24 protein-coding genes and 1 pseudogene are annotated in these 24,286 nt (G+C 66.2%); 21 read left to right on the forward strand and 4 right to left on the reverse strand.

Annotated features, from left to right (window positions below):
• Nucleotides 1-338: 338 nt before the first annotated feature.
• From FAZ11_RS08155 to FAZ11_RS08175, 5 genes are all read left to right on the forward strand, one after another.
• Nucleotides 339-620: a hypothetical protein gene (locus tag FAZ11_RS08155; protein WP_058762854.1), complete on the forward strand. Its 282-nt coding sequence runs from the start codon at nt 339-341 to the stop codon at nt 618-620.
• Nucleotides 621-798: 178 nt separating this feature from the next.
• Nucleotides 799-2,763: a DNA polymerase III subunit gamma/tau gene (gene dnaX, locus FAZ11_RS08160; protein ID WP_058771799.1), complete on the forward strand. Its 1,965-nt coding sequence runs from the start codon at nt 799-801 to the stop codon at nt 2,761-2,763.
• A gap of 33 nt (nt 2,764-2,796) precedes the next feature.
• Complete coding sequence (locus tag FAZ11_RS08165) at nt 2,797-3,123, forward strand: YbaB/EbfC family nucleoid-associated protein (RefSeq protein ID WP_058762856.1); 327 nt, start codon at nt 2,797-2,799, stop codon at nt 3,121-3,123.
• Between the two features lie 81 nt (nt 3,124-3,204).
• Complete coding sequence (recR, locus tag FAZ11_RS08170; RefSeq protein WP_058762857.1) at nt 3,205-3,804, forward strand: recombination mediator RecR; 600 nt, start codon at nt 3,205-3,207, stop codon at nt 3,802-3,804.
• Nucleotides 3,805-4,274: 470 nt separating this feature from the next.
• Nucleotides 4,275-5,150, forward strand: a complete 876-nt coding sequence (locus FAZ11_RS08175; RefSeq protein ID WP_058771800.1) for an AraC family transcriptional regulator — start codon at nt 4,275-4,277, stop codon at nt 5,148-5,150.
• Nucleotides 5,151-5,278: 128 nt separating this feature from the next.
• Here the strand turns inward: FAZ11_RS08175 and fnr are convergent, their stop codons facing one another.
• The gene (fnr, locus tag FAZ11_RS08180) at nt 5,279-6,010 is read right to left on the reverse strand and encodes a fumarate/nitrate reduction transcriptional regulator Fnr (protein WP_058762858.1); all 732 of its coding nucleotides are present in this window, start codon (nt 6,008-6,010) and stop codon (nt 5,279-5,281) included.
• Between the two features lie 63 nt (nt 6,011-6,073).
• Nucleotides 6,074-7,456, reverse strand: coding sequence for an oxygen-independent coproporphyrinogen III oxidase (gene hemN / locus FAZ11_RS08185; protein ID WP_058771801.1), 1,383 nt, complete (start codon nt 7,454-7,456; stop codon nt 6,074-6,076).
• Nucleotides 7,457-7,568: 112 nt separating this feature from the next.
• Between hemN and FAZ11_RS08190 the strand changes: the two genes are divergently transcribed.
• From FAZ11_RS08190 to FAZ11_RS08250, 14 genes and pseudogenes are all read left to right on the forward strand, one after another.
• Nucleotides 7,569-8,222 carry an alpha/beta family hydrolase gene (locus FAZ11_RS08190; protein ID WP_058771802.1) on the forward strand — a complete coding sequence of 218 codons (654 nt, stop codon included), beginning with the start codon at nt 7,569-7,571 and terminating at the stop codon, nt 8,220-8,222.
• Between the two features lie 219 nt (nt 8,223-8,441).
• Entirely contained in the window at nt 8,442-8,690 is a 249-nt protein-coding gene (locus tag FAZ11_RS08195; RefSeq protein WP_058771803.1) for a hypothetical protein, read from the forward strand.
• Nucleotides 8,691-8,750: 60 nt separating this feature from the next.
• On the forward strand, nt 8,751-9,593 hold the full coding sequence (locus FAZ11_RS08200; protein ID WP_058771804.1) for a MetQ/NlpA family ABC transporter substrate-binding protein: 843 nt from the start codon (nt 8,751-8,753) through the stop codon (nt 9,591-9,593).
• Nucleotides 9,590-10,684, forward strand: a complete 1,095-nt coding sequence (locus tag FAZ11_RS08205; protein WP_058771805.1) for a methionine ABC transporter ATP-binding protein — start codon at nt 9,590-9,592, stop codon at nt 10,682-10,684. Before FAZ11_RS08200 ends, FAZ11_RS08205 begins: the two co-directional genes overlap by 4 nt.
• The gene (locus FAZ11_RS08210) at nt 10,677-11,330 is read left to right on the forward strand and encodes a methionine ABC transporter permease (RefSeq protein WP_058762864.1); all 654 of its coding nucleotides are present in this window, start codon (nt 10,677-10,679) and stop codon (nt 11,328-11,330) included. The genes FAZ11_RS08205 and FAZ11_RS08210 overlap by 8 nt, the downstream gene beginning before the upstream one ends.
• A 296-nt stretch (nt 11,331-11,626) precedes the next feature.
• A complete protein-coding gene (gene sfnG, locus FAZ11_RS08215; protein WP_058771806.1) occupies nt 11,627-12,718 on the forward strand; it encodes a dimethylsulfone monooxygenase SfnG in 1,092 nt (363 codons plus the stop codon).
• Nucleotides 12,719-12,721: 3 nt separating this feature from the next.
• Nucleotides 12,722-13,522, forward strand: a complete 801-nt coding sequence (locus FAZ11_RS08220; RefSeq protein WP_058771807.1) for an ABC transporter ATP-binding protein — start codon at nt 12,722-12,724, stop codon at nt 13,520-13,522.
• A gap of 28 nt (nt 13,523-13,550) precedes the next feature.
• On the forward strand, nt 13,551-14,432 hold the full coding sequence (locus tag FAZ11_RS08225; RefSeq protein WP_058771808.1) for a branched-chain amino acid ABC transporter permease: 882 nt from the start codon (nt 13,551-13,553) through the stop codon (nt 14,430-14,432).
• 10 nt (nt 14,433-14,442) lie between these two features.
• Entirely contained in the window at nt 14,443-15,489 is a 1,047-nt protein-coding gene (locus tag FAZ11_RS08230) for a branched-chain amino acid ABC transporter permease (RefSeq protein WP_058771809.1), read from the forward strand.
• Between the two features lie 58 nt (nt 15,490-15,547).
• Nucleotides 15,548-16,870 (forward strand): ABC transporter substrate-binding protein, encoded by a 1,323-nt coding sequence (locus FAZ11_RS08235; protein WP_058771810.1) that lies wholly within the window; start codon nt 15,548-15,550, stop codon nt 16,868-16,870.
• A 2-nt stretch (nt 16,871-16,872) separates the two neighbouring features.
• A complete protein-coding gene (locus tag FAZ11_RS08240; protein ID WP_058771811.1) occupies nt 16,873-17,619 on the forward strand; it encodes an ABC transporter ATP-binding protein in 747 nt (248 codons plus the stop codon).
• A 147-nt stretch (nt 17,620-17,766) separates the two neighbouring features.
• Nucleotides 17,767-18,534: pseudogene (locus tag FAZ11_RS25410) on the forward strand (MCP four helix bundle domain-containing protein); the annotation flags it as partial.
• A complete protein-coding gene (locus FAZ11_RS25415) occupies nt 18,526-19,389 on the forward strand; it encodes a methyl-accepting chemotaxis protein (protein ID WP_420849721.1) in 864 nt (287 codons plus the stop codon). The pseudogene FAZ11_RS25410 and the gene FAZ11_RS25415, both read left to right, overlap by 9 nt.
• Before the next feature lie 93 nt (nt 19,390-19,482).
• Nucleotides 19,483-20,085, forward strand: coding sequence for a class I SAM-dependent methyltransferase (locus FAZ11_RS08250; RefSeq protein ID WP_058762880.1), 603 nt, complete (start codon nt 19,483-19,485; stop codon nt 20,083-20,085).
• A 24-nt stretch (nt 20,086-20,109) separates the two neighbouring features.
• On the opposite strand, the gene FAZ11_RS08255 is transcribed toward FAZ11_RS08250, so the two are convergent.
• Both FAZ11_RS08255 and FAZ11_RS08260 read right to left on the reverse strand, forming a co-directional pair.
• A complete protein-coding gene (locus FAZ11_RS08255) occupies nt 20,110-20,895 on the reverse strand; it encodes a MetQ/NlpA family ABC transporter substrate-binding protein (protein WP_058768342.1) in 786 nt (261 codons plus the stop codon).
• Nucleotides 20,896-20,912: 17 nt separating this feature from the next.
• The gene (locus FAZ11_RS08260) at nt 20,913-22,280 is read right to left on the reverse strand and encodes an LLM class flavin-dependent oxidoreductase (RefSeq protein ID WP_058771812.1); all 1,368 of its coding nucleotides are present in this window, start codon (nt 22,278-22,280) and stop codon (nt 20,913-20,915) included.
• A 333-nt stretch (nt 22,281-22,613) separates the two neighbouring features.
• Between FAZ11_RS08260 and FAZ11_RS08265 the strand changes: the two genes are divergently transcribed.
• Nucleotides 22,614-23,351: a transporter substrate-binding domain-containing protein gene (locus tag FAZ11_RS08265; RefSeq protein WP_058771813.1), complete on the forward strand. Its 738-nt coding sequence runs from the start codon at nt 22,614-22,616 to the stop codon at nt 23,349-23,351.
• Between the two features lie 117 nt (nt 23,352-23,468).
• Nucleotides 23,469-24,152, forward strand: coding sequence for a TerC family protein (locus FAZ11_RS08270; protein ID WP_058771814.1), 684 nt, complete (start codon nt 23,469-23,471; stop codon nt 24,150-24,152).
• Nucleotides 24,153-24,286 lie beyond the last annotated feature (134 nt).

Raw genomic sequence — 24,286 nt, forward strand, 5'->3', positions numbered from 1 at the left:
GTGTTGAGCATCGAAAGGAGGTACAACCCCAAACTCCCCATAACCTGCTGACTAGAGCGGTTCAGCGATCAACCAGTGTGCTTGCACAATACCCGGTCAGGCCCGGAAGGGAGCAGCCGCAGCGGTGATGTCGTGTGCCGGGGTGTGGCTGGCGGGGCCACCTCCATTTCTGCTCCAGCTTTTCCTGCCTCTACCTCCTCGCGTTTTCCCTTCCAGCCTTTTCCTCACGTTAACCACTTCGCGAAACAATCGTGAGGCGGTCGCTGTTTTGGTTCCTGTCTCCGTGCCATCATCTGCGTTGCATTCTTGGTCTATGGACAGACGTCCAAGGAACTCTCGTGAAGAACGGACTCGAAAGCGCAGGGCGCGCGCTCAGCCTCGGTTTGCATCCCTATCGCATCATTTGCCGACGCGATACCGGTGCCCTACTGGTTGCCCAGATTTATCACCCCACTGAACCCCTGTTGTTGCTCAAATTCGACCTGAGCAACGACGATGCGCTCAACCCCTTCAAGATGAACGCCACCGTGGCGAGCCTGCGTGTCCAGCTGGACGCCCTGGCGGCCTATGTCGCCAGCGTGGTGCTGGCCGATGGCGAGGACCGTTGCCTGCGCGCCTGAGACGCACCCTGCCACTGCGGTTTCCCTGGCGGATCGCTTGAAAGGTCGGGTGGCTGCCTCCATCTAGCGAGGTAGCGCCAGCCCCTTGGACGGCCTGGCGGTCGAGCATGCGGGGTGCATTAAACGCACCTCTTCGTTAGCATGTGCTCCCTTCCCGTCTTCTCCCGATCAGGTCTCGATGAGTTACCAGGTTCTTGCGCGCAAATGGCGCCCGCGGTCGTTCCGCGAAATGGTCGGCCAGACCCATGTGCTCAAGGCGCTGATCAATGCGCTGGACAACGAGCGGTTGCACCATGCCTATCTCTTCACCGGCACCCGCGGGGTGGGCAAGACCACCATCGCGCGGATCCTGGCCAAGTGCCTGAACTGCGAGACCGGCATCAGTTCCACTCCCTGCGGTACCTGTTCGGTGTGCCGCGAGATCGACGAAGGCCGTTTCGTCGATCTCATCGAGGTGGACGCCGCCAGTCGCACCAAGGTCGAAGACACCCGCGAGCTGCTGGAGAACGTGCAGTACGCGCCGTCTCGCGGACGCTACAAGGTGTACCTCATCGACGAGGTGCACATGCTTTCGACGCACAGTTTCAATGCGCTGCTCAAGACGCTGGAAGAGCCGCCGCCCCACGTCAAGTTCCTGCTCGCCACCACCGATCCGCAAAAGCTGCCGGTCACCATCCTCTCGCGCTGCCTGCAATTCGCCCTGAAGAACATGCCGCCGGAGCGCGTCGTCGCGCATCTGCAGCACGTCCTGGCGGCGGAGAGCATTCCCTTCGAGGACGATGCCCTCTGGCTGCTGGGTCGCGCGGCTGACGGCTCCATGCGCGATGCCATGAGCCTGACCGACCAGGCGATCGCCTTCGGCGAGGGTAAGGTGCTGGCCGCCGACGTGCGCGCCATGCTCGGTACCCTCGACCATGGCCAGGTCTACGACGTCCTGCATGCCCTGCTGGAAGGCGATGGTCGCGCGGTGCTGGAGGCGGTGCGCCATCTGGCCGAGCAGGGGCCCGACTGGAGTGGCGTGTTGGCCGAGTTGCTCAACGTGCTGCATCGGGTGGCCATCGCCCAGGTGCTGCCCGATGCGGTGGACAACGGCCAGGGTGATCGCGAGCGGGTGCTGACGCTGGCGCAAGCGCTGCCCGCGGAAGACGTCCAGTACTACTACCAGCTGGGTCTGGTCGGGCGGCGTGATCTGCCGCTGGCACCGGACCCACGGCATGGCTTCGAGATGGTGTTGCTGCGCATGCTGGCCTTCCGGCCGGCAGGTGTGGCCCTTCCCGAACGGCCGGCGTTAAAGACGACGGGAGCCAGCCCGGCCACGGCTGACTCCGACTCGCGTCCGGTGGCCGCGGCGGCTCCCGTGCCGGTGACGCCTGCGCCAGTAGCGGCAGCTCCACAGCCGCCAGCGCCGGCTACGCCACCCGTCAGTAATACCACCCCTATAGATGAGCCGGTCGATCTCCCCTGGGAGGAACCTGCGCCTGAGGCGAACAAGGCGGCGCCGGCCCCGCCAGCGCCGCTTGCAGCGCCGACCGCGCCGGCCGTGCCTCACGTCGAGGCGACGCCCGTGGCCACGGTGATCGCCGATGTGCCGGCGGACACCTCCGGTGACGATCTGGACGGTGACGAAGAGCCGCCGCCGGCCGAGGATTACTACGAGGTGGGGCTGGACGATTATCTCGACACCCTCGGTGAGCCGGCGGTCGACAATATCGCCGAGACCGCCTCGACGGTGGCGGTACAGCCGGCTACGGGATTGGCCGCCGATTGGCAGACGCTGTTTCCCGAGCTCAAGCTGGGCGGCCTGACCGCCAGCATCGCGGCCAACTGCACCCTGGTGGCGGTGGAGGGTGATCGCTGGCATCTGCACCTGGACCCGGCGCAAAGTGCTCTGTTCAACGCCAACCAGCAGCGCCGGCTCAACGATGCGCTGAGCCAGCAGCAGGGCCGTCCCATCACGCTCGAGGTGACCATCCAGACGCCCGAGCAGGAGACGCCCGCCCAGGCGGCCGCGCGGCGCCGTGCGGAGCGCCAGCGTGAAGCGGAGCAGTCCATCCAGGACGATCCGCTGATCCGCCAGATGATTCAACAGTTCGCCGCCACGGTGCGCGCGGGTACCATCGAGCCGGTCGACACCCAAGCCTGACCGGCTTCCATTTCATAGTTCGAGGTAGCAGACATGATGAAAGGTGGCATGGCCGGCCTGATGAAGCAGGCCCAGCAGATGCAGGAAAAGATGCAGAAGATGCAGGAAGAGCTGGCGAACGCCGAAGTGACCGGTCAATCCGGCGCCGGCCTGGTCAGCGTCGTCATGACCGGCCGACACGACGTCAAGCGCGTCAGCCTGGACGACAGCCTGATGCAGGAAGACAAGGAAATCCTCGAAGACCTGATCGCTGCCGCGGTGAACGATGCCGTGCGCAAGATCGAGCAGAACAGCCAGGACAAGATGTCCGGCATGACCGCCGGCATGCAACTGCCGCCCGGCTTCAAGATGCCTTTCTAGTTTTCATCTGAAAAGAGCCTGGGCTCTTGCCACGGGTGCCCCCAGGCACCCGTTTTCTTTCGCTCTCCAGTACGGTAGTCCATGAGCTTCAGTCCCCTGATTCGCCAACTGATCGATGCGCTCCGCGTGCTGCCCGGCGTCGGGCAGAAATCCGCCCAGCGCATGGCCCTGCAACTGCTCGAACGTGAACGCCAAGGCGGCCTGCGTCTGGCGAGCGCCCTCAGCGCGGCCATGGAAGGGGTGGGTTACTGCCGCCAGTGCCGCACCCTGAGCGAAGACGAGATCTGCGGTTTCTGCGCCGATACCCGCCGTGACGACAGCATCCTCTGCGTGGTGGAGGGGCCGATGGACGTCTTTGCCGTGGAGCAGACCGGCTACCGCGGGCGCTACTTCGTGCTCAAGGGGCACCTGTCGCCCATCGACGGCCTGGGGCCGGACGCCATCGGCGTGCCCGAGCTCGAACGGCGCGTCAGCGAAGGCGGTTTCCAGGAAATGATCATCGCCACCAACCCCACGGTGGAAGGCGAGGCGACCGCCTACTACATCGCCCAGCTGCTGGCACCCAAGGGCCTGACCATCTCGCGCATCGCCCATGGCGTGCCCCTGGGAGGCGAGCTGGATCTGGTCGATGGCGGCACTCTGACCCATGCCTTTGCCGGGCGCAAGCCGATCAGTCTCTAGTGTGGTGTTTCAGAAGTTCGCACAAGAATTGGCGAGTGATTTTTGTTCCTGGGCCAGGCGCCGGGACGAGTCATAGCAGGGCTATGGCGAGGAGTGGCAACACCGCCCAGGGGCAAAAAGCGCCGCCAAAATTGTGTAGATAACTTCTGAAACACCACACTAGTTTCTGTACGAAAAATACCTGCGCTCGGTGATGATGCTTCGTTGAAAAAGACCTGGATGGCCAGCCCCACCTAGGCGGCCCCGTCGGAATGCTCATTTACCGCTCGTAAACTCGAGCGCGAGTCCGATCCGCTTCCTCAGCTTTTTTCGCGGGGCCGCCTAGGCCTCGCCTGACCTTCGCTCGGCGATTTTTCGTACAGAACCTAGTCGTACATTCATCCGCGACAGGCCATTGCGCAAGGACGGCTAGGTATCGTCACTCCGAGATAGGCGATCCTTGGGCGGTCGAACAACACCAGGCCAGCCCCATGGATCTGCCCGTCATCGCTTCGCCCGTCACCTATCCCCATCGCCTCGAGGCGGTTCTCGCCTATATCGAGGCGAATCTGGACGGTGACCTGTCGGTGAGCACCCTGAGTCGGGTCGCTGCCTTCTCGGCCTTTCACTTCCATCGGCAATTCACCGCCTTCCTGGGTATGCCGGTCGCCCGTTACGTGCACCTGCTGCGCCTGCGGCGTGCGGGGTTGGGCCTGCTCGCGGCCAGGCGGCGCTCCGTGCTGGAAGTGGCGCTGGAGGCCGGCTTCGAGAGTCCGGAGGCCTTCAGCCGAGCGTTCCGGCGGGTGTTCGGCCAGGCGCCGCGGCAGTTCCGTCAGCAACCCGATTGGCGGCCCTGGCATCAGGTATTCGACATTCCTCGTCTATCCAGGAGTCTCGTCATGCAAATACGTCTAGTGGAGTTCACCGCGGTCAGGATCGCCGCCTTCGAGCACCGGGGGCCGCGTCACCAGGTCGAGGAGAGCGTGCGCCTCTTCATCGACTGGCGTAAAAGCAGCGGCCAGTCACCGGTGGCGACCAGTCGGACCTTCGGCATACCTTTCAGCAATCCCGATACCACCCCCACAGAGGACTTTCGCTTCGCCATCGGCGGCGAGATCAGCGAAGACGTCTGGCCCAATGCCCAGGGCGTACGGGAGTTGCTCATCGCGGGTGGCCGTTATGCCGTGGTCCGCCACCAGGGCTCGACCGATCGAATAGACGAAAGCATCTATCCGCTCTACCGCGACTGGCTGCCCGGCAGCGGCGAGGAATTACGGGACGAGCCGCTGTTCTTCCACTACCTGAGCGTCTATCCGGAAACGCCCCAGGAGCTCTGGCAGACCGATATCTACCTGCCCCTGGTCTGACAGGGAGGGCGTCACGGACCTTGGCTTGCTAGCGCTGGGGGCCTTCGGTCCGCGATATGAGCGGATGGCGGCTGGCAACGGCAGCGTCCAGAAGACGAGGCGGCGCCAGGCGTCGCGCCGCCTCGTCGTCAGCCTTCCAGTTGACCGCCGGCCAGGGCGCAGAGGCGGGCCGAGTCGAGGATGCGCACTTCTTTGCCTTCGGCGGCCAACACGCCGCTCTGCTGGAAGCGGGTGAACACCCGCGATACCGTTTCCACGGCCAGGCCGAGGAAGTTGCCGATCTCGTTGCGTGACATGCTCAGGCGGAATTGCTGGGCGGAAAAGCCACGGGCATGGAAGCGCGCCGAGAGATTGACCAGGAAGGTGGCGATGCGCTCGTCGGCGCTCTTCTTGGACAGCAGCACCATCATCTGCTGGTCGTCGCGGATTTCCCGACTCATCACCCGCAGCAGTTGCCGGCGCAGTTGCGGCAACTGCTCGGAGAGTTCGTCCAGACGCTCGAAGGGGATCTCGCAGACGGTGGTGGTTTCCAGCGCCCGGGCCGACACCGGATAGCGCTCGCTGTCCATGCCCGATAGGCCGACCAGCTCGCTGGGCAAGTGGAAACCGGTGATCTGCTCCTCGCCGGCATCGCTCAGGCTGCTGGTGCGCAGGGCGCCGGAGCGCACCGCATAGACCGAGCCGAAGGCGTCGCCCTGGCGGAATAGATGGTCCCCCTTGGCCAGTGGCCGACCGCGCTTGACGATCTGGTCGAGGGCGTCCAGGTCTTTCAGATCGAGCGACAAAGGCAGGCACAGCGAGGCGAGGCTGCAATCCTTGCAATGGGCCTGGGCGGTGCGCAGCTTGAGGGGCTCGGTCATGGCAGAGGGTCGCTTCTCTTCTGGTTCCAAAAGTCTAACTTTAGCAGTCGTGGCAGGCATGGGTCATATCACCCGGGAAAAGCGCTGGGGGTCGCCGTCCGGTCGGTAGCGGTCGAACAGCATGCACAGGGCGCGGATCAGCAGGCGTCCCGACGGCAGCACCTGGAGGCCACGTTCGTCGAGACGGATCAGGCCGTCGGCGGCCATGGCGCTGAGTTGCGGCCAGGCGTCGGCGAAGTACTGGCGGAAATCCAGCGCGCAGCTGCGCTCGATGGCGGCGAAATCCAGCTGGAAATGGCAGATCAGCTGGGCGATCACCGCGCCGCGGATGCGGTCGTCCCGCGAGCGGCGCAGGCCGCGGGCGGTGGCCAGTTCGCCGTGGGCCAGGCGCTCCTGGTAGTGGGCAAGGTCCGGGTTGTTCTGGCAAAGCACCTCGCCGACCTGGCTGATGGCGGAAACGCCCAGGCCGAGCAGGTCGCAGTGGCCGTGGGTGGTGTAGCCCTGGAAATTACGCTGCAAGGTACCGTCTTCCTGGGCGATGGCCAGGTCGTCGTCGGGCAGGGCGAAGTGGTCCATGCCAATGTAGCGATAGCCGGCCGCACGCAGTTGCTCCACGGTGCGCTGTAGCATTTCCAGCTTGGCCGCGGGTGTCGGTAGTTCGCTGGCCTCGATGCGCCGCTGCGGCGGGAAGCGCTGCGGCAGGTGGGCGTAGTTGAACACCGACAGTCGATGCGGCTGGAGCTCCAGTACCCGCGCCACGGTCTGGGCGAAGCCGGCCGGGGTCTGCCGCGGCAGGCCATAGATGAGATCCAGGTTGATGGAGCGATAGTCGAGGGCGCGGGCGGCCTCGACCAGGGTGCGGGTATCGTCGAAGGGTTGTAGGCGATTGACCGCCAGTTGCACTTGCAGATCGAGATCCTGGACGCCGAAGCTGACCCGGTTGAAGCCCAGCTCGCGGAGCAACCCCATGGTGCTCCAGTCGGCCTCGCGCGGATCGATCTCGATGGAGTAGTCGCCGCGGTCGTCGTCGGCCAGGGTGAAGTGGCGGCGCAGGTCGGCCATTAATTCGCGCAGTTGCAGCGGATTGAGAAAGGTTGGGGTGCCGCCACCCAGGTGCAGTTGTTCCACCCGCTGCCCACCATCCAGGTGCCGGCTGATGAGGGCCATTTCCTGGCGCAGGGCCGCAAGGTAGGCGACGCTGCGGCTGCGGTCCTTGGTGATGACCTTGTTGCAGGCGCAGTAGTAGCAGATGTTGGCGCAGAAGGGCACATGCAGGTAGAGCGACAGCGGGCGTCCGGCCTGACGGCTCAGGCGCAAGGCGCCGAGCAGGTCGAAGGGGCCGATGCCGTCGTGGAATTGCACGGCGGTGGGGTAGGAGGTGTAGCGGGGGCCGGCGCGATCGTAGCGGGCGATGAGGTCGGCGTCCCAGACGAGGGCGGCTGTCATGCCGGGCTCCAGTAGGGTCGAGGTGACCAGTGTGAGGGGCACGGTCCGAGCTTTATTGATCCAGATCAATGAACGCCGGGTTAAGCTCCGAGGTTTTGACGAGGAGTAGCCCATGGCAGACGAGTTGTACCTCGGGACCTTTCGCGAATGCCGGCCTGCGAGCGTGCCTCTGGCGACCCTGTTGCTGGCCCATGGCGCCGGGGCGGGAATGGACAGCCCCTTCCTGCAGCAGCTGGCCGAAGAACTGGCGCGGCGTGAGATCCGCACCCTGAGATTCGAATTCCCCTACATGGCCCGGGCCCGTGCCGAGGGCAAGCGGCGTCCGCCGAATCCGGCGTCGGTGCTGCTGGAGCATTGGCGGGCCGTGGTGGCCGCGTGGCGCGCGCTGGAAAGCGGGCCGCTGTGGCTGGCGGGCAAGTCCATGGGCGGGCGGATGGCGAGTCTGCTGGCTGACGAGTTGGGAGCGGCGGGGCTGATCTGCCTGGGCTATCCCTTCCATCCGGCCGGCAAGCCCGAGCGGCTGCGAACCGAGCACCTGGCGACCCTGGCCACGCCGACGCTGATCGTCCAGGGCGAGCGTGATGCCTTGGGCAGTCGCGAGGAGGTGGAGGCCTATAAGTTGGCGCCGACCATCGAGGTGCAATGGATCGCCACCGCGGACCATGATCTCAAGCCGCTCAAGAGCAGCGGCCTGAGCCAGACCCAGGTGCTGGCGGACACGGCGGCGCGGGTGGCCGCCTTCGTGCGCACGGCCGCGACGAGCTAGGGCATCGGAAGCTGCTGCGGACGGATAGGGCGTTGTGTTGGGCTTCGCTGCGCTCAGCGTCAACCTGCGGGTCGACCGGGCGCCCCTCGCCCTTGGGGAGAGGGTTGGGGGAGGGTGGATTCCCACCGATGCCCGACCTATCCATATAACTCCTCATTATTTCAAAAATGTACAACGCCCTGAGTAGGCTATAAGTCCAATGCTTGGATGCGCGCTACGATGTCTCTAGATCATCCCGTTACCTCTCGGCCCCTGCCGCCGGGGCTTGCCGCCAGCCTGCTCGCCGGGCTGGCGGTCGCAGCTACCGAGATCGATGGCCACCCCACCACCTACCGGGTTGTCCACGAGGCGTCGATCGAGGCCGGGCAGATCATTCAGTTCCCTTACCGCAGCGGTGCCAGCCGCCACCAGCCCAGCGCCTGGCAGGACTATTTCTTCGTCGACGCGCCCGGCCAGCAGGGCAGCTGATTCTTTCCCTACGGGTTCCACCGGACCACCGGACGAGCCCTCGACATCTCGAGGTCTCCCATGGCTATTCCTTCGATTCTCCAACGCCTCGGGCTGCTCCTGGCGAGCAGTGCCCTGGCGCTGTCGGCCCAGGCTGCCGACCCCCAGAAGATCCGTCTCGGTATCAACGACAGTCCGCAGAACGCGGCCCTGGAGCGCGCCGTCGAGGTGGCGCGGGAAAAGGGTGTGGAGGTGGAAATCGTCTCCTTCAGTGACTGGAACACGCCGAACCTGGCACTCGCCCACGGCGATATCGACGTCAACTACTTCCAGCACCAACCGTTCCTGGAGAACGCCAACGCCCAGAATGGCTATGGCCTGGTGCCCATCGCCTACGGCGTGGAGAACAAGGTCGGGCTCTATTCCAAGCGGGTGAAGAGCTTCGCCGAGGTGCCGGACGGTGCCACCGTGGCGGTGGCCGACGATCCGGTCAACCAGGGGCGCGGACTGCAGCTCTATGCCCGCGCCGGCTTGATCCAGCTCAAGCCCGATGCCGGGCCCAAGGCCAGCCTGCAGGACATCGTCGCCAATCCCAAACACCTCAAGTTCATCGAGTTGCCCGGTCCGCAGCTGGCCCGGGTACTGGACGACGTGACCCTGGCGCAGAGCTATCCCTCGCATATCCTCGCCGCCGGCACCGCAGATCCGGGCAGCGCCCTGCTGTTCAGCGACGACGAGGCCAACGGTCACCTCTATGCGCTGAGGTTCGTGACTCGCCCGGAAAAAGCCAAGGACCCGGCGATCCTGACCTTCATCCAGGTGTTCCAGAGCGATCCGCGGGTGCGTGAGGTCATCGCCAAGGCCTATGGCAATCCGCAGCTCTACAGCCTGGCCTGGTTGAACCGGCAGGAGGCCGCACGATGAGCAACGCCTTGCTGAAAACGTTGGAGCCGCAAACGCCGGCCGAACCCCAGGCCGTCGCAGCTCGCGAGCACCTGCGCCTGAGCGGGGTGCAGAAGGTCTATACCGGCGGCGCGGTGCCCGTCACCGCCCTGGCGGACATCGACCTGTCCATCGCCCGCGGCGAGATCTTCGGCATCATCGGTCGCAGCGGCGCCGGCAAGTCCAGCCTGATCCGCACCCTCAATCGCCTGGAGGACGTCAGCGCCGGCCAGGTGCTGGTGGATGGCGTCGACATCGGCACCCTGGGCGGCAGCCAGTTGGTGGCGTTGCGCCGCCGTATCGGCATGATCTTCCAGCACTTCAACCTGCTGGCCTCGCAAACCGTGCTGGAGAACCTCGCCCTGCCACTCAAGGCGGCCGGCTTCCGCCGTGACGAGATCGAGACGCGCGCCCGGGAATTGCTGGAGCTGGTGGGTCTGCAGGGCAAGGAGCAGGTCTATCCCTCGCGACTCTCTGGCGGTCAGAAGCAGCGGGTGGGTATCGCCCGCGCCCTGATGCTCAAACCCGAGATCCTGCTGTGCGACGAGGCCACCTCGGCGCTCGATCCTGAGACCACCCAATCGATCCTGGCGCTGTTGCAAGACATCAATCGTCGCCTGGGCCTGACCATCGTCCTCATCACCCACGAGATGGCGGTGATCCGCCAGATCTGCGACCGGGTGGTGGTGCTGGAGCACGGCCGCATCGTCGAGCAGGGGCCGGTGTGGCAGCTGTTCGGTGCGCCCCAGGCCGAAGCCACCCAGGCGCTGCTGGCCCCGCTGGCCGCCCAGTTGCCGGCGGATCTCGCCAGGCAGCTCACCGCCACCCGCCAGCCCGGCGCCCGTGCGGTGCTGGAGCTGGCCTACGACGGCCAGGGCGGGGAGCCCGACTTCCAGGCCCTGGGCCAGGCGCTCGGCGCACCGGTGGAGCTCCTGCATGGCGGCATCGACCGGATTCAAGGCCATGCCCTGGGCCGCTTGCTGGTAGCCACCCGTGCGCCCGACCGCCGTCTGGCCGCCTTCCTGGGGCAGGACGGGCTGTTCGCCCGGGCGGAGGTGCTGGGCTATGTCTGAGTTCATGCTCAAGGCGCTGTGGAAGGCCTTTCTCGATACCCTGACCATGGTCAGCATCTCCGCGGCCATCGTCTGGTTCGCCGGTATCGCCCTGGCGGTGATACTGGTCACCACCGGGCGCGGCGCCATCTTCGCCGCGCCCACGCTCAACCGGGTGCTGGGCACGGTGATCAATGCCTTTCGCGCCACGCCTTTCATCATCCTGCTGGTGGCCCTGATCCCGCTGACGCGGCTGATCACCGGCACCACCATCGGCGTCTGGGCAGCGGTGGTGCCCATTACCCTCAGCGCCACGCCGTTCTTCGCCCGCATCGCCGAGGTGAGCCTGCGCGAAGTCGGCGGCGGGGTGATAGAAGCAGCCCAGGCGCTGGGGTGCGAGCGGCGCCACATCGTCTTCAACGTGCTGCTGCCCGAGGCGCTGCCGGGGATCATCGGTGGCTTCACCGTGACCCTGGTGGCCATGATCGGCGCCTCGGCCATGGCTGGAGCCATAGGCGCCGGGGGCCTGGGCGACCTGGCGATCCGCTACGGTTACCAGCGCTACGACACCCAGGTGATGGCCGTGGTGATCGCCATCCTGGTGGTGCTGGTGTGCGGTATCCAGTTCATCGGCGACCGCTACGTGCGGCATCTGCGGGCGCGCTAGCGCCGATTCCCTAGCTCTCTCCCTGCGACGCCCGGAGCGGCCCTAGCCCTCCGGGCGTCGTCGTTTTCGCCCGCCGCCAGCGTATCCGTGAAAGACCCGGGCCAGCGCCTGGGAGGCACTGTTGCTGGGCAGACAGCGAGACAACAGCTGCCTGGGTCCGAACAGCTCTTAGCTACCGAAAATTTTTAACAAGCCATTGATAAATAAGGATTTATAGAGTTGGCCTGGTTCTTGATGATGTTCCGTTGACATCATCTCGACCGCCCCAGAGGCGGCGTCATCTGGAGGAAGCAACCTTGTCCCACGCACCCGTCAAATTCGCCTATTGGGTCCCCAACGTCAGCGGTGGCCTGGTCGTCAGCAACATCGAGCAGCGCACCCACTGGGGGATCGACTACAACCGTAAGCTGGCCCAGCTCGCCGAGCAGGCCGGTTTCGACTACGCCCTGACGCAGATCCGCTTCACCGCTGGCTACGGCGCCGAGTACCAGCATGAGTCTGTAGCCTTCAGCCATGCGCTGCTGGCGGCCACCGAGCGACTCAAGGTGATCGCCGCCATCCTGCCCGGCCCCTGGAATCCGGCGCTGGCCGCCAAGCAGCTGGCGACCATCGATCAGCTCACCAATGGCCGCATCGCCATCAACCTGGTGTCCGGCTGGTTCAAGGGCGAATTCCACGGCATCGGCGAGCCCTGGCTGGAGCACGACGAGCGCTATCGTCGTTCCGAGGAATTCATCCGCGCGCTCAAGGGCATCTGGACCCAGGACAACTTCACCTTCGCCGGCGACTTCTACCGCTTCCGCGACTACACCCTGAAGCCCAAGCCGCTGCAGCAGCCGCACCCGGAGATCTTCCAGGGCGGCAGTTCGCGGGCGGCGCGGGACATGGCGGCGCGGGTCTCGGACTGGTACTTCACCAACGGCGGCACCCGCGAGGACATCCGCGCCCAGGTGCAAGACCTGCGCGCCAAGGCAACGGCGGAGGGGCGCGAGGTGAAGATCGGCGTCAACGCCTTCATCATCGCCCGCGACACCGAGGCCGAGGCGCGCGAGGTGCTGCAGGACATCGTCGCCCAGGCCAACCCCGAGGCGGTCAAGGCCTTTGGCGATGCCGCGCGCCAGGCCGGCGCTTCCAGCCCGGAAGGCAAGGGCAACTGGGCCAATTCCAGTTTCGAGGACCTGGTGCAGTACAACGATGGCTTCAAACCCAACCTGATCGGCACCCCCGAGCAGATCGCCGAGCGCATCGTGACGCTCAAGGCGGAGGGCGTGGACCTGGTGCTGGCCGGCTTCCTGCACTTCCAGGAGGAGGTGGAGTACTTCGGCAAGCGGGTACTGCCGCTGGTGCGCGAGCTGGAAGCCCGGGCCGCGGCCCAGGCGGCGGCCTGACAGATGGGGGCGAGCCTGGCCAAGGCGACCTCGGCGGCGCCGGTATTGCTGGAGGTCAGCGACCTGACGCTGGCCTTCGGTGGGGTGACGGCCTTCACCGGGGTCAGCTTCCAGGTCCGCGAGGGCGAGATCTGCGCCCTCATCGGGCCCAATGGCGCCGGCAAGAGTTCGCTGCTCAACGTGATCAACGGACTCTACCGGCCGCAGCAGGGCAGGGTGCTGCTGGCCGGTAGTGCCAAGGCCTTGCGGCGGCCCCAGGCTGCCGCTCACGCCGGGGTCGCCCGCACCTTCCAGAACCTGGCACTGTTCAAGGGCATGAGCGTGCTGGACAACGTGCTCACCGGGCGCGGCCGCCATCGGCGGGCCTCCTGGCCGGAACAGGTCTTCGCCCTGGGCCGGGCGCCAGCGGAAGAGCGGGCGCAGCGGGCGGTGGCCGAATGGGCGCTGGACTTCCTGCACCTCGGCCCCTGGCGCGAAACCCCCGTGGGCAGCTTGCCCTATGGCCTGCAGAAGCGGGTGGAACTGGCCCGGGCGCTGGCCGCCGAGCCACGGCTGCTGCTGCTCGACGAGCCCATGGCCGGGATGAACGCCGGCGAGAAGCAGGAACTGAGCGGCTATATCCAGGCCATCAACCGCGAGCAGGGCGTCACCGTGGTGCTGATCGAGCACGACATCCAGGTGGTGATGCAGCTGGCGGATCACGTGGTGGTCCTGGACTACGGTCGCCTCATCGCCCACGGCCCACCCGCCGCGGTGCGCCAGGACCCGGCGGTGATAGCCGCCTACCTGGGCACTCGTCACTAGGGAATACCTACGCCACAGGGAGAAGACCATGGCGTTTTTCTTGGAAGTCTTGCTCGGCGGCCTGCTCGCCGGGGTGATGTATGCCCTGGTGGCGCTGGGCTTCGTGCTCATCTACCGGGCGTCAGGCGTGTTCAACTTCGCCCAGGGCGCCATGCTGCTGTTCGCCGCCCTGACCTACGTCAGCCTGGTGGAGCGCGGCCTGCCCGGTTGGTTGGCACTGCTGTTCACGCTGGGCGTCATGATCCTGCTGGCCGTGGCGGTGGAGCGCACGGTGCTGCGACCGCTGGTGAATCGCTCGCCGCTGGTGCTGTTCATGGCCACCCTGGGGCTGGCCTATTTCATCGAGGGCGCGGCCCAGGCGCTGTGGGGCGCCCAGGTGCATGGCCTGGACCTCGGCATCGAAGACAGTCCGTTGGAAGTGGGCGACCTGCTGCTGTCGTCCTTCGATCTCTTCGCCGCGGCGGTGGCGGCGCTGCTGGTGTTGGGCCTGTCGCTGCTGTTCGAACGGACGCGGCTGGGCATCTCGCTGCGTGCCGTGGCCGACGATCCCTTGGCGGCCCAGGCGGTGGGTATCCGCCTGCCGCGCATCTGGGCGCTGGTGTGGGCGGTGGCGGGCTGCGTCGGCCTGGTGGCCGGGCTGCTCTGGGGCGCGCGGCTGGGGGTGCAGTTCTCGCTGTCGCTGATCGTGCTCAAGGCGCTGCCGGTGCTGATCATCGGCGGCTTCTCCTCGATCACCGGCGCCATCGTCGGCGGCCTGCTGATCGGGGCCAGTGAAAAGCTCGCCGAGGTCTATCTCGGCCCCCTGATCGGCGGCGGCATCGAGAACTGGTTTCCCTATGCCTTCGCCCTGGTCTTCCTGCTGATTCGACCCGTCGGCCTGTTCGGCGAACCCACGGTCGAGCGCGTCTAGAGGATTCACTATGACTACCACCGTCGACGCGCTGGCTGCGCGTCCGCTGTCTGCCCGTGCGCTCGCGATTCGGCCGGCGCGCCTGGTATGGGTTGCCATTCTGGCCTTGGCCTTTGGCGTGCTGCCCTGGGTCGGCAACGACTACTTGTTCAACGCCCTACTGATTCCCTTCCTGGTGCTGGCCCTGGCCGGATTGGGGCTGAATCTGCTCACCGGCTATGCCGGGCAGTTGTCGCTGGGCTCGGCCGCCTTCATGGCGGTGGGCGCCTTCACCACCTACAACCTGCAGGTACGCCTGGGACTGCCGCTACCGCTGTGCCTGTTCGCCGGCGGCCTGCTGGCAGCCCTGGTCTCCCTGCTGTTCGGCCTGCCCAGCCTGAGGATTCGCGGCTTCTACCTGATCGTCTCCAGCCTGGCGGCGCAATTCTTCATTCTGTGGGCCTTGACCCGCTTCGACTGGTTCTCCCATGGCAACGCCTCGGGGGTGATCAGCGCACCGCCACTGCTGCTGTTGGGCCAGGATTTCGGCGGGCCGCTGGGTCGCTATCTGGCCACCTTGGTGGTGGTGCTGGGGTCGTTCGCCTCGGCCGCGCGCCTGGTGCACGGCGAATTGGGCCGTACCTGGATGGCGGTGCGCGATCGCGAGACGGCCGCGGCGGTGATGGGCCTGTCGGTGGTGCGGGCCAAGCTGCTGGCCTTCGCCTTCAGCGGCTTCTACCTGGGCATCGCCGGCGCGCTCTGGGCCTTCACCTACCTGGGCACCGTGGAGCCCAACGGCTTCGACCTGAGTCGCTCCTTCCAGATCCTCTTCATCGTCATCCTCGGCGGCCTGGGCAGCCTGGCCGGCAGCCTCTATGGCGCGGCCTTCATCGTGCTGTTTCCACTGCTGCTCTCCAACCTGGCCGGCTGGCTGCCGGGCGACCTCATCGCCGCGGGTCAGCTGGAGAACCTGCAGAAGATGGTCTTCGGCGCCCTGATCATCCTGGTGCTGATCAAGGAACCCGAGGGCCTGGCCCGCCTCGCCACGCGCGGCTGGCAACGCCTGCAGCGCCGCTGACTTCATTCCCTGCCGGCGGGAAGGCCCGTCGGCTTTAGCCCTACAAGGAAAGTCTCCCATGTGCAAACGTCATCTGCTCGGCAGTCTCGTCCTGGCCCTGGGCCTCAGCAGCTTCGGCCCGGCCCAGGCCGCGGGCGAGCAGTACTTCCCGCTGCAGAGCTATCGCGTCGGCCCCTATGCCGCCGGCGGCACCGGCTTCTTCGGCGGCTTCATCGACTACATGAAATACGTCAACGCCAACGGCGGCGTGAACGGCGTCAAGCTGGTGTGGAGCGAATGCGAAACCGAATACATTGTCGAGAAGGGCGTGGAATGCTACGAGCGTCTGAAGAACGGCCATGACGGCGCGCCCGCGGCGGCCACCAATCCGTTGTCGGTGGGCATCGCCTACGCCACCCTGGAGCGCTCCACCGCCGACCACCTGCCGCTGATCACCATCAACCACGGCCGTACCGATTCCACCGACGGCAGCGTCTTCCCCTATGTCTTCCCGCTGCAGCTCAATCCCTATTCGGAGGTGTCGGCCATCCTCAACTGGATAGGCCAGCAGGGCGGTGGGGTCGACAGCCTCAAGGGCAAGAAGATCGTCACCCTCTACCACGGCTCGCCCTACGGCAAGGAGACCAACGAGGTCTTGCAGAAGCTGGCGGATCGTTACGGCTTCCAGCTGACCCTGCTGGAGGTGCCGCACCCGGGTAACGAGCAGCAATCCCAGTGGCTCAACATCCGCCGCATCAAGCCCGACTGGGTGATCCTGCGTGGCTGGGGCGTGATGAACCCGGTGGCGATCAAGACCGCGCAGAAGGTCGGCTACCCGGTCGACCACATCATCGGCAACATCTGGAGCAACTCCGAGGAAGACGTCCGCCCGGCCGGCGCGGCGGCCAAGGGGTTCCTGGCCGTCACCACCCACCCCTCGGGCACCGACTTCCCGGTGCTCCAGGGCATCGAGCGCGAGGTGGTGGCCAAGGGGCAGAGCGACCTGGCCGATCCCCAGCGTTTCGGTACCGTCTACTACAACCTCGGGGTGGTCAACGGCATCCTCAACGTCGAGGCGCTGCGGGTAGCCCAGGCCAAGTACGGGGACAAACCCCTCACCGGCGAGCAGGTGCGCTGGGGCTTCGAGCACCTGAATCTGGACGACGTCCGCCTGCAAGCCCTGGGCGCCAAGGGCCTGGTGCAGCCGCTCAGGCTCTCCTGCGCCGACCACGAAGGCGGTGGTGCCATCCGCATGCAGCAATGGGATGGCGAAAAGTGGAAGTTGGTGAGCGGCTGGGTGCAGGCCGACCGCGCCTTCCTGCGGCCAATCATCGAGGCCTCGGCGCAGCAGTATGCCAAGGAAAAGGGCATCACGCCGCGTGACTGCAGCAAGGAGAGTTGAGCATGACCGCCACCCCCTTGCTGGCGGTCGACGCCATCGAAGTCCGCTACGACGGTGCCATCCTCGCCGTCAGCGGGGTCAGCCTCGAAGTCCGGCAGGGGCAATTGGTGGCCCTATTGGGCGCCAACGGCGCCGGCAAGAGCACCACGCTCAAGGCCATCTCCGGCCTGCTCGGCGCCGGGCGCGGCGAGTTGGTCCGCGGCGCCATCCGCTACGACGGCCAGGACCTGGCCGGCCAATCACCCGATGCTCGGGTGCGCGCCGGGTTGATCCAGGTGCTAGAGGGCCGCCATTGCTTCGGCCGGCTCAGCGTGGAGGAAAACCTGCTCAGCGGCGGCTTCGTCCGGCGCCTGGGGCGGGCCGCGCAGCGGGCCGAGCTGGAACGCATCTACGCCTGGTTTCCGCGGCTGGCGGCCAAGCGCAAGCAACTGGCGGGCCTTACCTCCGGTGGCGAGCAGCAGATGATCGCCCTCGGTCGCGCCCTCATGGCACGACCGCGGTTGCTGCTGCTGGACGAGCCCTCCATGGGCCTGGCACCGCTGGTGGTGGAGGAGATCTTCGCCAGCGTCGCCCGCTTGAATCGCGACGAGGGCCTGAGCGTGCTGATGGCCGAGCAGAACAGCGCCATTGCCCTGGACTATGCGCACCAGGCCTATGTGTTGGAGAACGGGCAGGTAGTACAGGCGGGCGTACCGGGCGAGAGTCTGTCGCGGGAGGCGGTGCAGGCGGCTTATCTAGGGGTGGGTTGAAGACGGGGCGGTCGCTTAGGCCCCGAGGATCGGCCTTGCGGTCGATAACCGCCCGGAATGCGCGGGCTTGAGCCCTTGCGAACTCAAGTTCGCTCTACTTGGGCCGAAACGCCATAGATAACCTTTAATCCGTCGCCGAGGGCCGCCATGAATCTGAACAACTACAGCATAGGAACACGAGCGGGGCTGAGCTTCGCGGTCATCGCCGCGCTGGTACTGGTCCTGGGGCTGTTCGGGATCTACAACGCCCAGTCGCTGCGTGGTGCGCTGGTCCACACCGAGTCGGTCTCCCTGGCGGGCAGTCGCGCCTTGGCGCAGATCAGGGACAACCAGCTGGGCATCCGGGTCATCACCTTGCGCATGATGCTCAACCGCGAGCCGGCGGTGCTTACCCCCACCGTGGCGCGGCTCGAGGTACTGATCGGCCTGCTGGACAAGGCCATGCAGGATTACCGCCAGGTGGTCACCGACGCGGGCCGCGCGAGTTTCGAACAACTGGACGCCACCATCGCCAACTACCGGACCCTGCTCGGCCAGTATCGCAAGCTGTCCGACCAGGGCGATGTGGAGGCCATGCGGACGCTGCTCAACACCGGTATCCAGGACGCCTCCAACAAGACCGGCGATCTGTTCAACGCCCTGCTCAAGGTCAACCTCGAAGAAAGCAACGCCTACACGGCGGAGGCGACTGCTCGTTACCAGACCATCTGGGTCGGCTCTCTGATGCTGCTCGGCGTAGCCTTGCTGCTGACGATCCTGCTGGCCTGGAGCCTGACCCGCAGCATCGTCCAGCCCCTGCGTTCCGCCATAGGCGCGGCGCGGGCGATGGCTGACGGCGATCTGCGCCAGACCCTACAGGCGCGCGGTCGCGACGAGCCCTCGCAGTTGCTCGAAGCCCTGGCCGGGATGCAAGCCAGCCTGCGCCAGGCGCTGGGCTTGATCAACGATACCGCCGATCAGCTCGGCGGTGCCTGTGGCGAGGTGAGTCGCATCACCCAGCGCAACCTGGGCGAGGTCGCCCAGCAGCACGATGAAATCCAGCAGGCGGCCACTGCGGTCAACGAGATGACCGCCGCCGTGGAAGAGGTGGCCGGTAATGCCGTCTCCACCTCGCAGGCGTCCGATCAATCCCAGTTGATGGTCCAGCGCGGTACCCAGCAGGTGCAGCACACCCTCTCCACCATTCGGGTACTGGGGCAGGGGATGGATCGGGCGTCGGCCGACGTCGGGCAACTGGCCGAAGAGTCGCAGAAGATCGGTACGGTGCTGGACGTGATCCGGGCCATCGCCGAGCAGACCAACCTGCTGGCGCTCAACGCCGCCATCGAGGCCGCGCGCGCCGGCGAGGCTGGCCGCGGCTTCGCCGTGGTCGCCGACGAGGTGCGCGCCCTGGCCGGCCGTACCCAGAGTTCCACCGCCGAGATCGAGCAGATGGTCTCGCGTATCCAGAGCGGCACGCGGCAAGCGGTGGAGGCCATGCAGAGCGGGACGCGGCAGGTGGGCGACAGCCTCACCAGCGCCGAGGCCAGCGGCCAGGTACTGGAAGAAATCAATCAGGCGATCCTTGGCATCCACGAGCGCAACCTGGTGATCGCCAGCGCCGCCGAGGAACAGGCCCAGGTCGCCCGGGAGATTGATCGCAACCTGGTCAACATCCGCGACCTGTCGGTGCGCAACTCCGAAGCCTCGTCCCAGGTGGGCAGCGCCATCGACCAACTGAGCGGTACCTCGGGCGAGTTGCAGCGGATGCTGCATCGCTTTCACTTCTGAGGGGTGACCGGCGTCGGGTCACTTTGAGGTGTGGGTCGCCGTTCCCTCCGCTGTCCTGGGCTAAGCTGCCGGGGCAGCAGCCAGGGAATTACCGTGAACAAGACCTCCTATAACGCCATCGCCGACCTCTTTCGCCAGGCCCGAGTGAGCCTTGGCGACAACGAGCGCCGCTATCTGGACGTGCTCCTGGAAAATGTCGAGCCCGGCGCCACCTTGCTCGACCTGGGCTGCGGCACCGGCACACCGGTCGCCGCCGCCATCCTCGCCCAGGGCTATCGTGTGCTCGGTGTCGATCAGGCGGCCGCCATGCTGGCCCATGCCCGGCGGGAGTTTCCCAAGCAGCGCTGGATCGAGGCGCGGCTAGAAAGCTATGCCTGCGCCGAGCCCTACCAGGGTGCGTTGCTCTGGGATTCGCTGTTTCATCTGGAGCGCCGCTGGCATGAGGTCATCCTGGCGCGAGTGATCGCCGGGCTGCCACGGGGCGGACGGCTGATGCTGACCTCGGGCGGTTCGGCAAACGAGGCTTTCGTCGACCGGATGTTCGACCAGCCGTTCTTCTATGACTCGCACCCGCCGGAGGTGCTGCGCGCCCTGCTGCGGGAGCAGGGCGTACGCATCCTCGTCGATGACGTCCTGGACCTGCCCGATGGCAGCGGGAACAGGGGGCGCTGCGCCTTCGTCGTCGAGAAAGTTTGATCCAACGGCATTCACCCGCGAGCGCTAGTCCTTCCACCCCGGCAAATACAACTTGCCGTAGCTCTTGTCCAAGGCAGCCTTCACCTGAGGCGAATGCTGGTAGATATCGATCACCTTGGCCAGGCGCGGATCGTCCTTGTTGTCCGGACGGGCGACGAACTGGATGACGTACTCGGGGTGGTCCAGGCCATCGAACAGCAGTGCCTTACTGGGATCGACGGTGTTGGCCAGGCGCAGGTAGTGCGGATAGCCCTGGGCGACGTCGACGTCGTCCAGCGTGCGCGCCAGGTTCACCGCCTCCACCTCGATGATCTGGATGTCCCGGGGGTTGCTGGTGATGTCGGCGACGGTGGCGTGATAGCCGACGCCCGGCTTGAGGGTGATGAAACCGGCCTTCTGCAGCAACAACAGACCGCGCCCGCCGTTGATGGCATCGTTGGCGATGGCCACCCGCGCGCCCTTGGGCACCTCGGCGAGGGTCTTGTACTTCTTCGAATAGAGCCCGACGTTGGTCAGGATACCCGGCGCCACGGGGACCAGGTCGTAGCCGGCGTTGCGCTTGGCGTTCTCCAGGAAGGGGATGTGCTGGTAGTAGTTGGCGTCGATGTCGTGGTTGGCGAGGCTGGTGTTGGGCGCGATCCAGTCGTTGAATTCGACGATCTCCACGTCCACCCCGGCGGCCTTGGCCTCCTGCACCGCGACTTCCAGCGGCGGGGCGAAGGCGGCGGTGGTGCCGATCTTGAGAGGCGCGGCCAGGGCTGCGGTGCTGAACAGGCCGAGGGCGAGGAGCAGGGGTTTGAGGCAGGTCATGGGGCGTCCTTGAGGGGTCAGTCCTGGCGGAAACGGGTGCCGAAGTGGCGGGTGTCGAGGTGGTCGCCACGGCCGAACAGCTTGTGTCTGAAGCTGCCCTCGGCGTAGGCGGTCTTGTAGCGACCCCGGCTCTGCAACTCCGGGATCACCAAGTCGATGAAGTCGCTGTAGCACTCGGGTGTGACGGTGCGGGCCAGGTTGAAGCCGTCCAGCCCGGTCTCGTCGATCCAGCCGAGCAGGGCATCGGCCACCTGCTGGGGATCGCCGACGATGGCGGTGTAGCGCCCACCCAGCGCGTGCTGCTCCAGCAGCTTGCGCCGAGTCCAGCCGGCGTCCTTGGCCACCAGGCGCTTGAGCGCCGATTCGATGGCCTCGGTCTTTTGCGGGCGAATGGGTTCATCCAGGCCGTAGGCAGCGAGATCTATGCCCACCGAGGCGGCGTGGTGGGCGACGCCAGCCTCGGGGCTGGCATAGCTCAGGTATTCGGCGTGCTTGTCGCGTGCCTCGGCGGCGGTGGGGGCGACGATCACCGTCAGGCCCATGAATAGCTTCACGTCGTCCGCGTCCCGCCCGGCGGCCACCGCCGCCCCGCGCACCCGCTCGACCTGGGCGCGGGTGGCGGCCTGGTCCTGCCCGGAGATGAACACGCACTCGGCATGGCGTCCGGCGAAGGCCAGGCCACGGTCCGAGGAGCCGGCCTGGAACAGCATCGGGGTACGCTGGCGCGAGGGTTCGCAGAGGTGGTAGCCCTCGACATCGAAGAATTCGCCGTGATGCGCGACCTTGCGTACCCGCTCGGGACGGGCATAGACGCGGCCCGCGCGGTCGTTGACCACGGCATCGTCGGCCCAACTGCCTTCGAGCAGTTTGTAGAGCACTTCCAGGTATTCGTCGGCCTGGTCGTAGCGGCGGTCGTGGGCGATCTGCCGGTCCAGGCCCATGGCCCGGGCGGCGCTGTCGAGATAACCGGTGACGATGTTCCAGCCGACGCGGCCCTCGCTCAGGTGGTCCAGGGTGGATAGGCGGCGGGCGAAGGGGTAGGGCGGCTCGTAGGTGAGGTTGGCGGTCAGGCCGAAACCGAGGTGCCGGGTGGCGCCGGCCATGGCCGAGACCAGCAGGAAGGGATCGTTGACCGGCAGCTGGATGGATTCGCGCAGGGTCAGGTCGACGTTACCGCCATAGACATCGTAGACGCCGAGGATATCGGCGATGAACAGGCCGTCGAACAGACCACGCTCCAGCAACTGGGCCAGTTCGGTCCAGTAACCCAGGGTGTGGTAGCTGCTGGAGGTGTCGCGCGGATGGGTCCAGAGGCCATGGTTGATATGGCCCACGGTGTTCATGTTGAAGGCGTTGAGCAACACCTGTTTGGCGGGCGCGTTCATGGGGCGGGCGCCCGCAGGGGGGTAAGCGTTCGGAGCACGGCCATGGAATCCTCAGGCAAAGGCGAAGGGAGAGGTCCGGTGGTCCGGTCGTTATACGTTAACCTCGATGTTTTTCCGTCCTTAAATAGCTTTTGGAAATAACGTTAGGACGGGACCCGCCCGGCCCGCAGCGAGCAGCGCTTGGACCTCTAGGCTCCTGCCACCCCGTGGTCCTGTGACCTGGCGCCGAAAGGGCCGAACAGAGGCGTGCGCAATTCCGCTGGAGAGGGCAGTATCAACTGGCTGCGGTGCGCCAAGGCCGCCCCTATCCCGTCGACAGTCCGAGGAGCTCCTATGACCCCATCCGCAGCGGTAATGGCCGAGCTGGCCCCCCAGGGCAGCCTGCGTGCGGCCATCAACTACGGCAATCCGGTCCTCGCCCAACGGGGCGCCGATGGCGAACCGACCGGCGTCTCGGTGGCGCTGGCCCGCGCCTTGGCGGAGCTACTTGGCGTACCCCTGCAACTCATCACCTACGATGCCGCCGGCAAGGTGTTCGCCGCTCTGGAGCAGGGCGCCTGGGACCTGGCGTTCCTCGCCATCGAGCCGGTGCGGGCCGCGCAGATCGACTTCAGCGAACCCTATGTCATCATCGAGGGCACCTATCTGCTGCGTGAGAACGATCCAGCCCGCCAAGTCGCCGAGTTGGATCAAGCCGGGCGTCGCATCGCCGTGGGGCAGGGCGCAGCCTACGATCTCTACCTCAGCCGTACCCTGACCCAGGCCGAGTTGGTGCGGGCGCCCACCTCGGTAGCGGCCATCGCTTGCTTCGTCGACCAGGGATTGGATGCCGCGGCGGGGGTCCGTCAGCCCTTGGAAGCCTATGCCGCGGCCCATTCGGGTTACCGGGTATTGGCCGACAGCTTCACCGAGATCCGCCAGGCCATGGCCGTGCCCAAGGGCCACGCGGCGGCAGCGGCCTTCGTGCAGGCCTTTCTCGACGAGCAGCTGCGCAATGGCTTCGTCGCCCGCGAGCTGGCCGCCAGTGGTCAGGGCGACGTCCGCATCGGCACCCCTGCGACCGCTACCTGAGACGAGGACACGGACGGCTGCCGAGGATAACCGTTAGGCTCGCGAAGGCCTCCAGATGAAATCATCTGGAGGCCACGCTGCCAAAGGTCTATCTCCCGTATCGCTTCGAGGCCGTCCTTGCTCGCTACCCTGACCGATCCCGCCTTTCTCACCGGCCTGCTGCAGGTCGTGCTCATCGATATCCTGCTGGGTGGCGATAATGCCGTGGTCATCGCCCTGGCCTGCCGCCGCCTACCCGAGGCGCAACGGCGCAAGGCCATCCTCGGTGGGGTGGCCGGTGCGGTGCTGCTGCGCATCCTGTTGCTGCTGATCGCCAGCTACGTCCTGGAATTGCCGCTGCTCAAGGTGGTGGGAGGCGTGCTGCTGGTATGGATCGGCATCAAGCTGCTGCTGCCGGAAGAGGAAGAGACCGACGTCAAGGCCGGCACCACCCTGGGCCAGGCCATCGGGATCATCGTAGTGGCCGATCTGGTCATGAGCCTGGACAACGTCATCGCCGTGGCCGGCGCCGCCCAGGGGCATCTGGGGCTGGCCATCACCGGGGTACTGATCAGCATTCCCATCATCATCTGGGGTAGCCAGATCGTCCTGCGGTTAATGGAGCGCTTCCGCTGGCTGGTCATGGCCGGCGCCGCCCTGCTGGGCTGGATCGCCGGCAAGCTGATCGCCAGCGATGCCTGGGTGCAGGCCTGGCTCGGCATCGGCGAAGTGCCTTGGGCGTCCTATGCGACCGGTGCCCTGGGGGCCCTACTGGTGTTGGGCATCGGCCAACTGCTGGCCCGGCGTGCCGTGACCGCTTGATATACGGAGGGGCGGTCCCAGGGGCGTACCCGAATTACGCCAGTTGCCAAGATCGATGGACTTGCCTCGCACTGCCGCGAGCGGGGAAAGGGTTCACACGGCTCTTCCGGGCTGACAGCAAAACGCCCGGCAGT

Source organism: Pseudomonas rhizoryzae (genome assembly GCF_005250615.1).
Taxonomy (GTDB): domain Bacteria; phylum Pseudomonadota; class Gammaproteobacteria; order Pseudomonadales; family Pseudomonadaceae; genus Chryseomonas; species Chryseomonas rhizoryzae.

Excerpts from the sequence above, each read along its gene's own strand:
- FAZ11_RS08265 (WP_058771813.1), top strand. The coding sequence starts at position 22,614 with ATGACCCCATCCGCAGCGGTAATGGCCGAGCTGGCCCCCCAGGGCAGC.
- FAZ11_RS08225 (WP_058771808.1), top strand. The coding sequence starts at position 13,551 with ATGGCGTTTTTCTTGGAAGTCTTGCTCGGCGGCCTGCTCGCCGGGGTG.
- FAZ11_RS08235 (WP_058771810.1), top strand. The coding sequence starts at position 15,548 with ATGTGCAAACGTCATCTGCTCGGCAGTCTCGTCCTGGCCCTGGGCCTC.
- fnr (WP_058762858.1), bottom strand. The coding sequence starts at position 6,010 with ATGACCGAGCCCCTCAAGCTGCGCACCGCCCAGGCCCATTGCAAGGAT.
- hemN (WP_058771801.1), bottom strand. The coding sequence starts at position 7,456 with ATGACAGCCGCCCTCGTCTGGGACGCCGACCTCATCGCCCGCTACGAT.
- recR (WP_058762857.1), top strand. The coding sequence starts at position 3,205 with ATGAGCTTCAGTCCCCTGATTCGCCAACTGATCGATGCGCTCCGCGTG.
- FAZ11_RS08200 (WP_058771804.1), top strand. The coding sequence starts at position 8,751 with ATGGCTATTCCTTCGATTCTCCAACGCCTCGGGCTGCTCCTGGCGAGC.
- FAZ11_RS08205 (WP_058771805.1), top strand. The coding sequence starts at position 9,590 with ATGAGCAACGCCTTGCTGAAAACGTTGGAGCCGCAAACGCCGGCCGAA.
- FAZ11_RS08210 (WP_058762864.1), top strand. The coding sequence starts at position 10,677 with ATGTCTGAGTTCATGCTCAAGGCGCTGTGGAAGGCCTTTCTCGATACC.
- FAZ11_RS08165 (WP_058762856.1), top strand. The coding sequence starts at position 2,797 with ATGATGAAAGGTGGCATGGCCGGCCTGATGAAGCAGGCCCAGCAGATG.
- FAZ11_RS08175 (WP_058771800.1), top strand. The coding sequence starts at position 4,275 with ATGGATCTGCCCGTCATCGCTTCGCCCGTCACCTATCCCCATCGCCTC.
- FAZ11_RS08240 (WP_058771811.1), top strand. The coding sequence starts at position 16,873 with ATGACCGCCACCCCCTTGCTGGCGGTCGACGCCATCGAAGTCCGCTAC.
- FAZ11_RS08255 (WP_058768342.1), bottom strand. The coding sequence starts at position 20,895 with ATGACCTGCCTCAAACCCCTGCTCCTCGCCCTCGGCCTGTTCAGCACC.
- FAZ11_RS25415 (WP_420849721.1), top strand. The coding sequence starts at position 18,526 with ATGCAAGCCAGCCTGCGCCAGGCGCTGGGCTTGATCAACGATACCGCC.
- FAZ11_RS08220 (WP_058771807.1), top strand. The coding sequence starts at position 12,722 with ATGGGGGCGAGCCTGGCCAAGGCGACCTCGGCGGCGCCGGTATTGCTG.
- FAZ11_RS08230 (WP_058771809.1), top strand. The coding sequence starts at position 14,443 with ATGACTACCACCGTCGACGCGCTGGCTGCGCGTCCGCTGTCTGCCCGT.
- dnaX (WP_058771799.1), top strand. The coding sequence starts at position 799 with ATGAGTTACCAGGTTCTTGCGCGCAAATGGCGCCCGCGGTCGTTCCGC.
- FAZ11_RS08195 (WP_058771803.1), top strand. The coding sequence starts at position 8,442 with ATGTCTCTAGATCATCCCGTTACCTCTCGGCCCCTGCCGCCGGGGCTT.
- FAZ11_RS08260 (WP_058771812.1), bottom strand. The coding sequence starts at position 22,280 with ATGAACGCGCCCGCCAAACAGGTGTTGCTCAACGCCTTCAACATGAAC.
- FAZ11_RS08190 (WP_058771802.1), top strand. The coding sequence starts at position 7,569 with ATGGCAGACGAGTTGTACCTCGGGACCTTTCGCGAATGCCGGCCTGCG.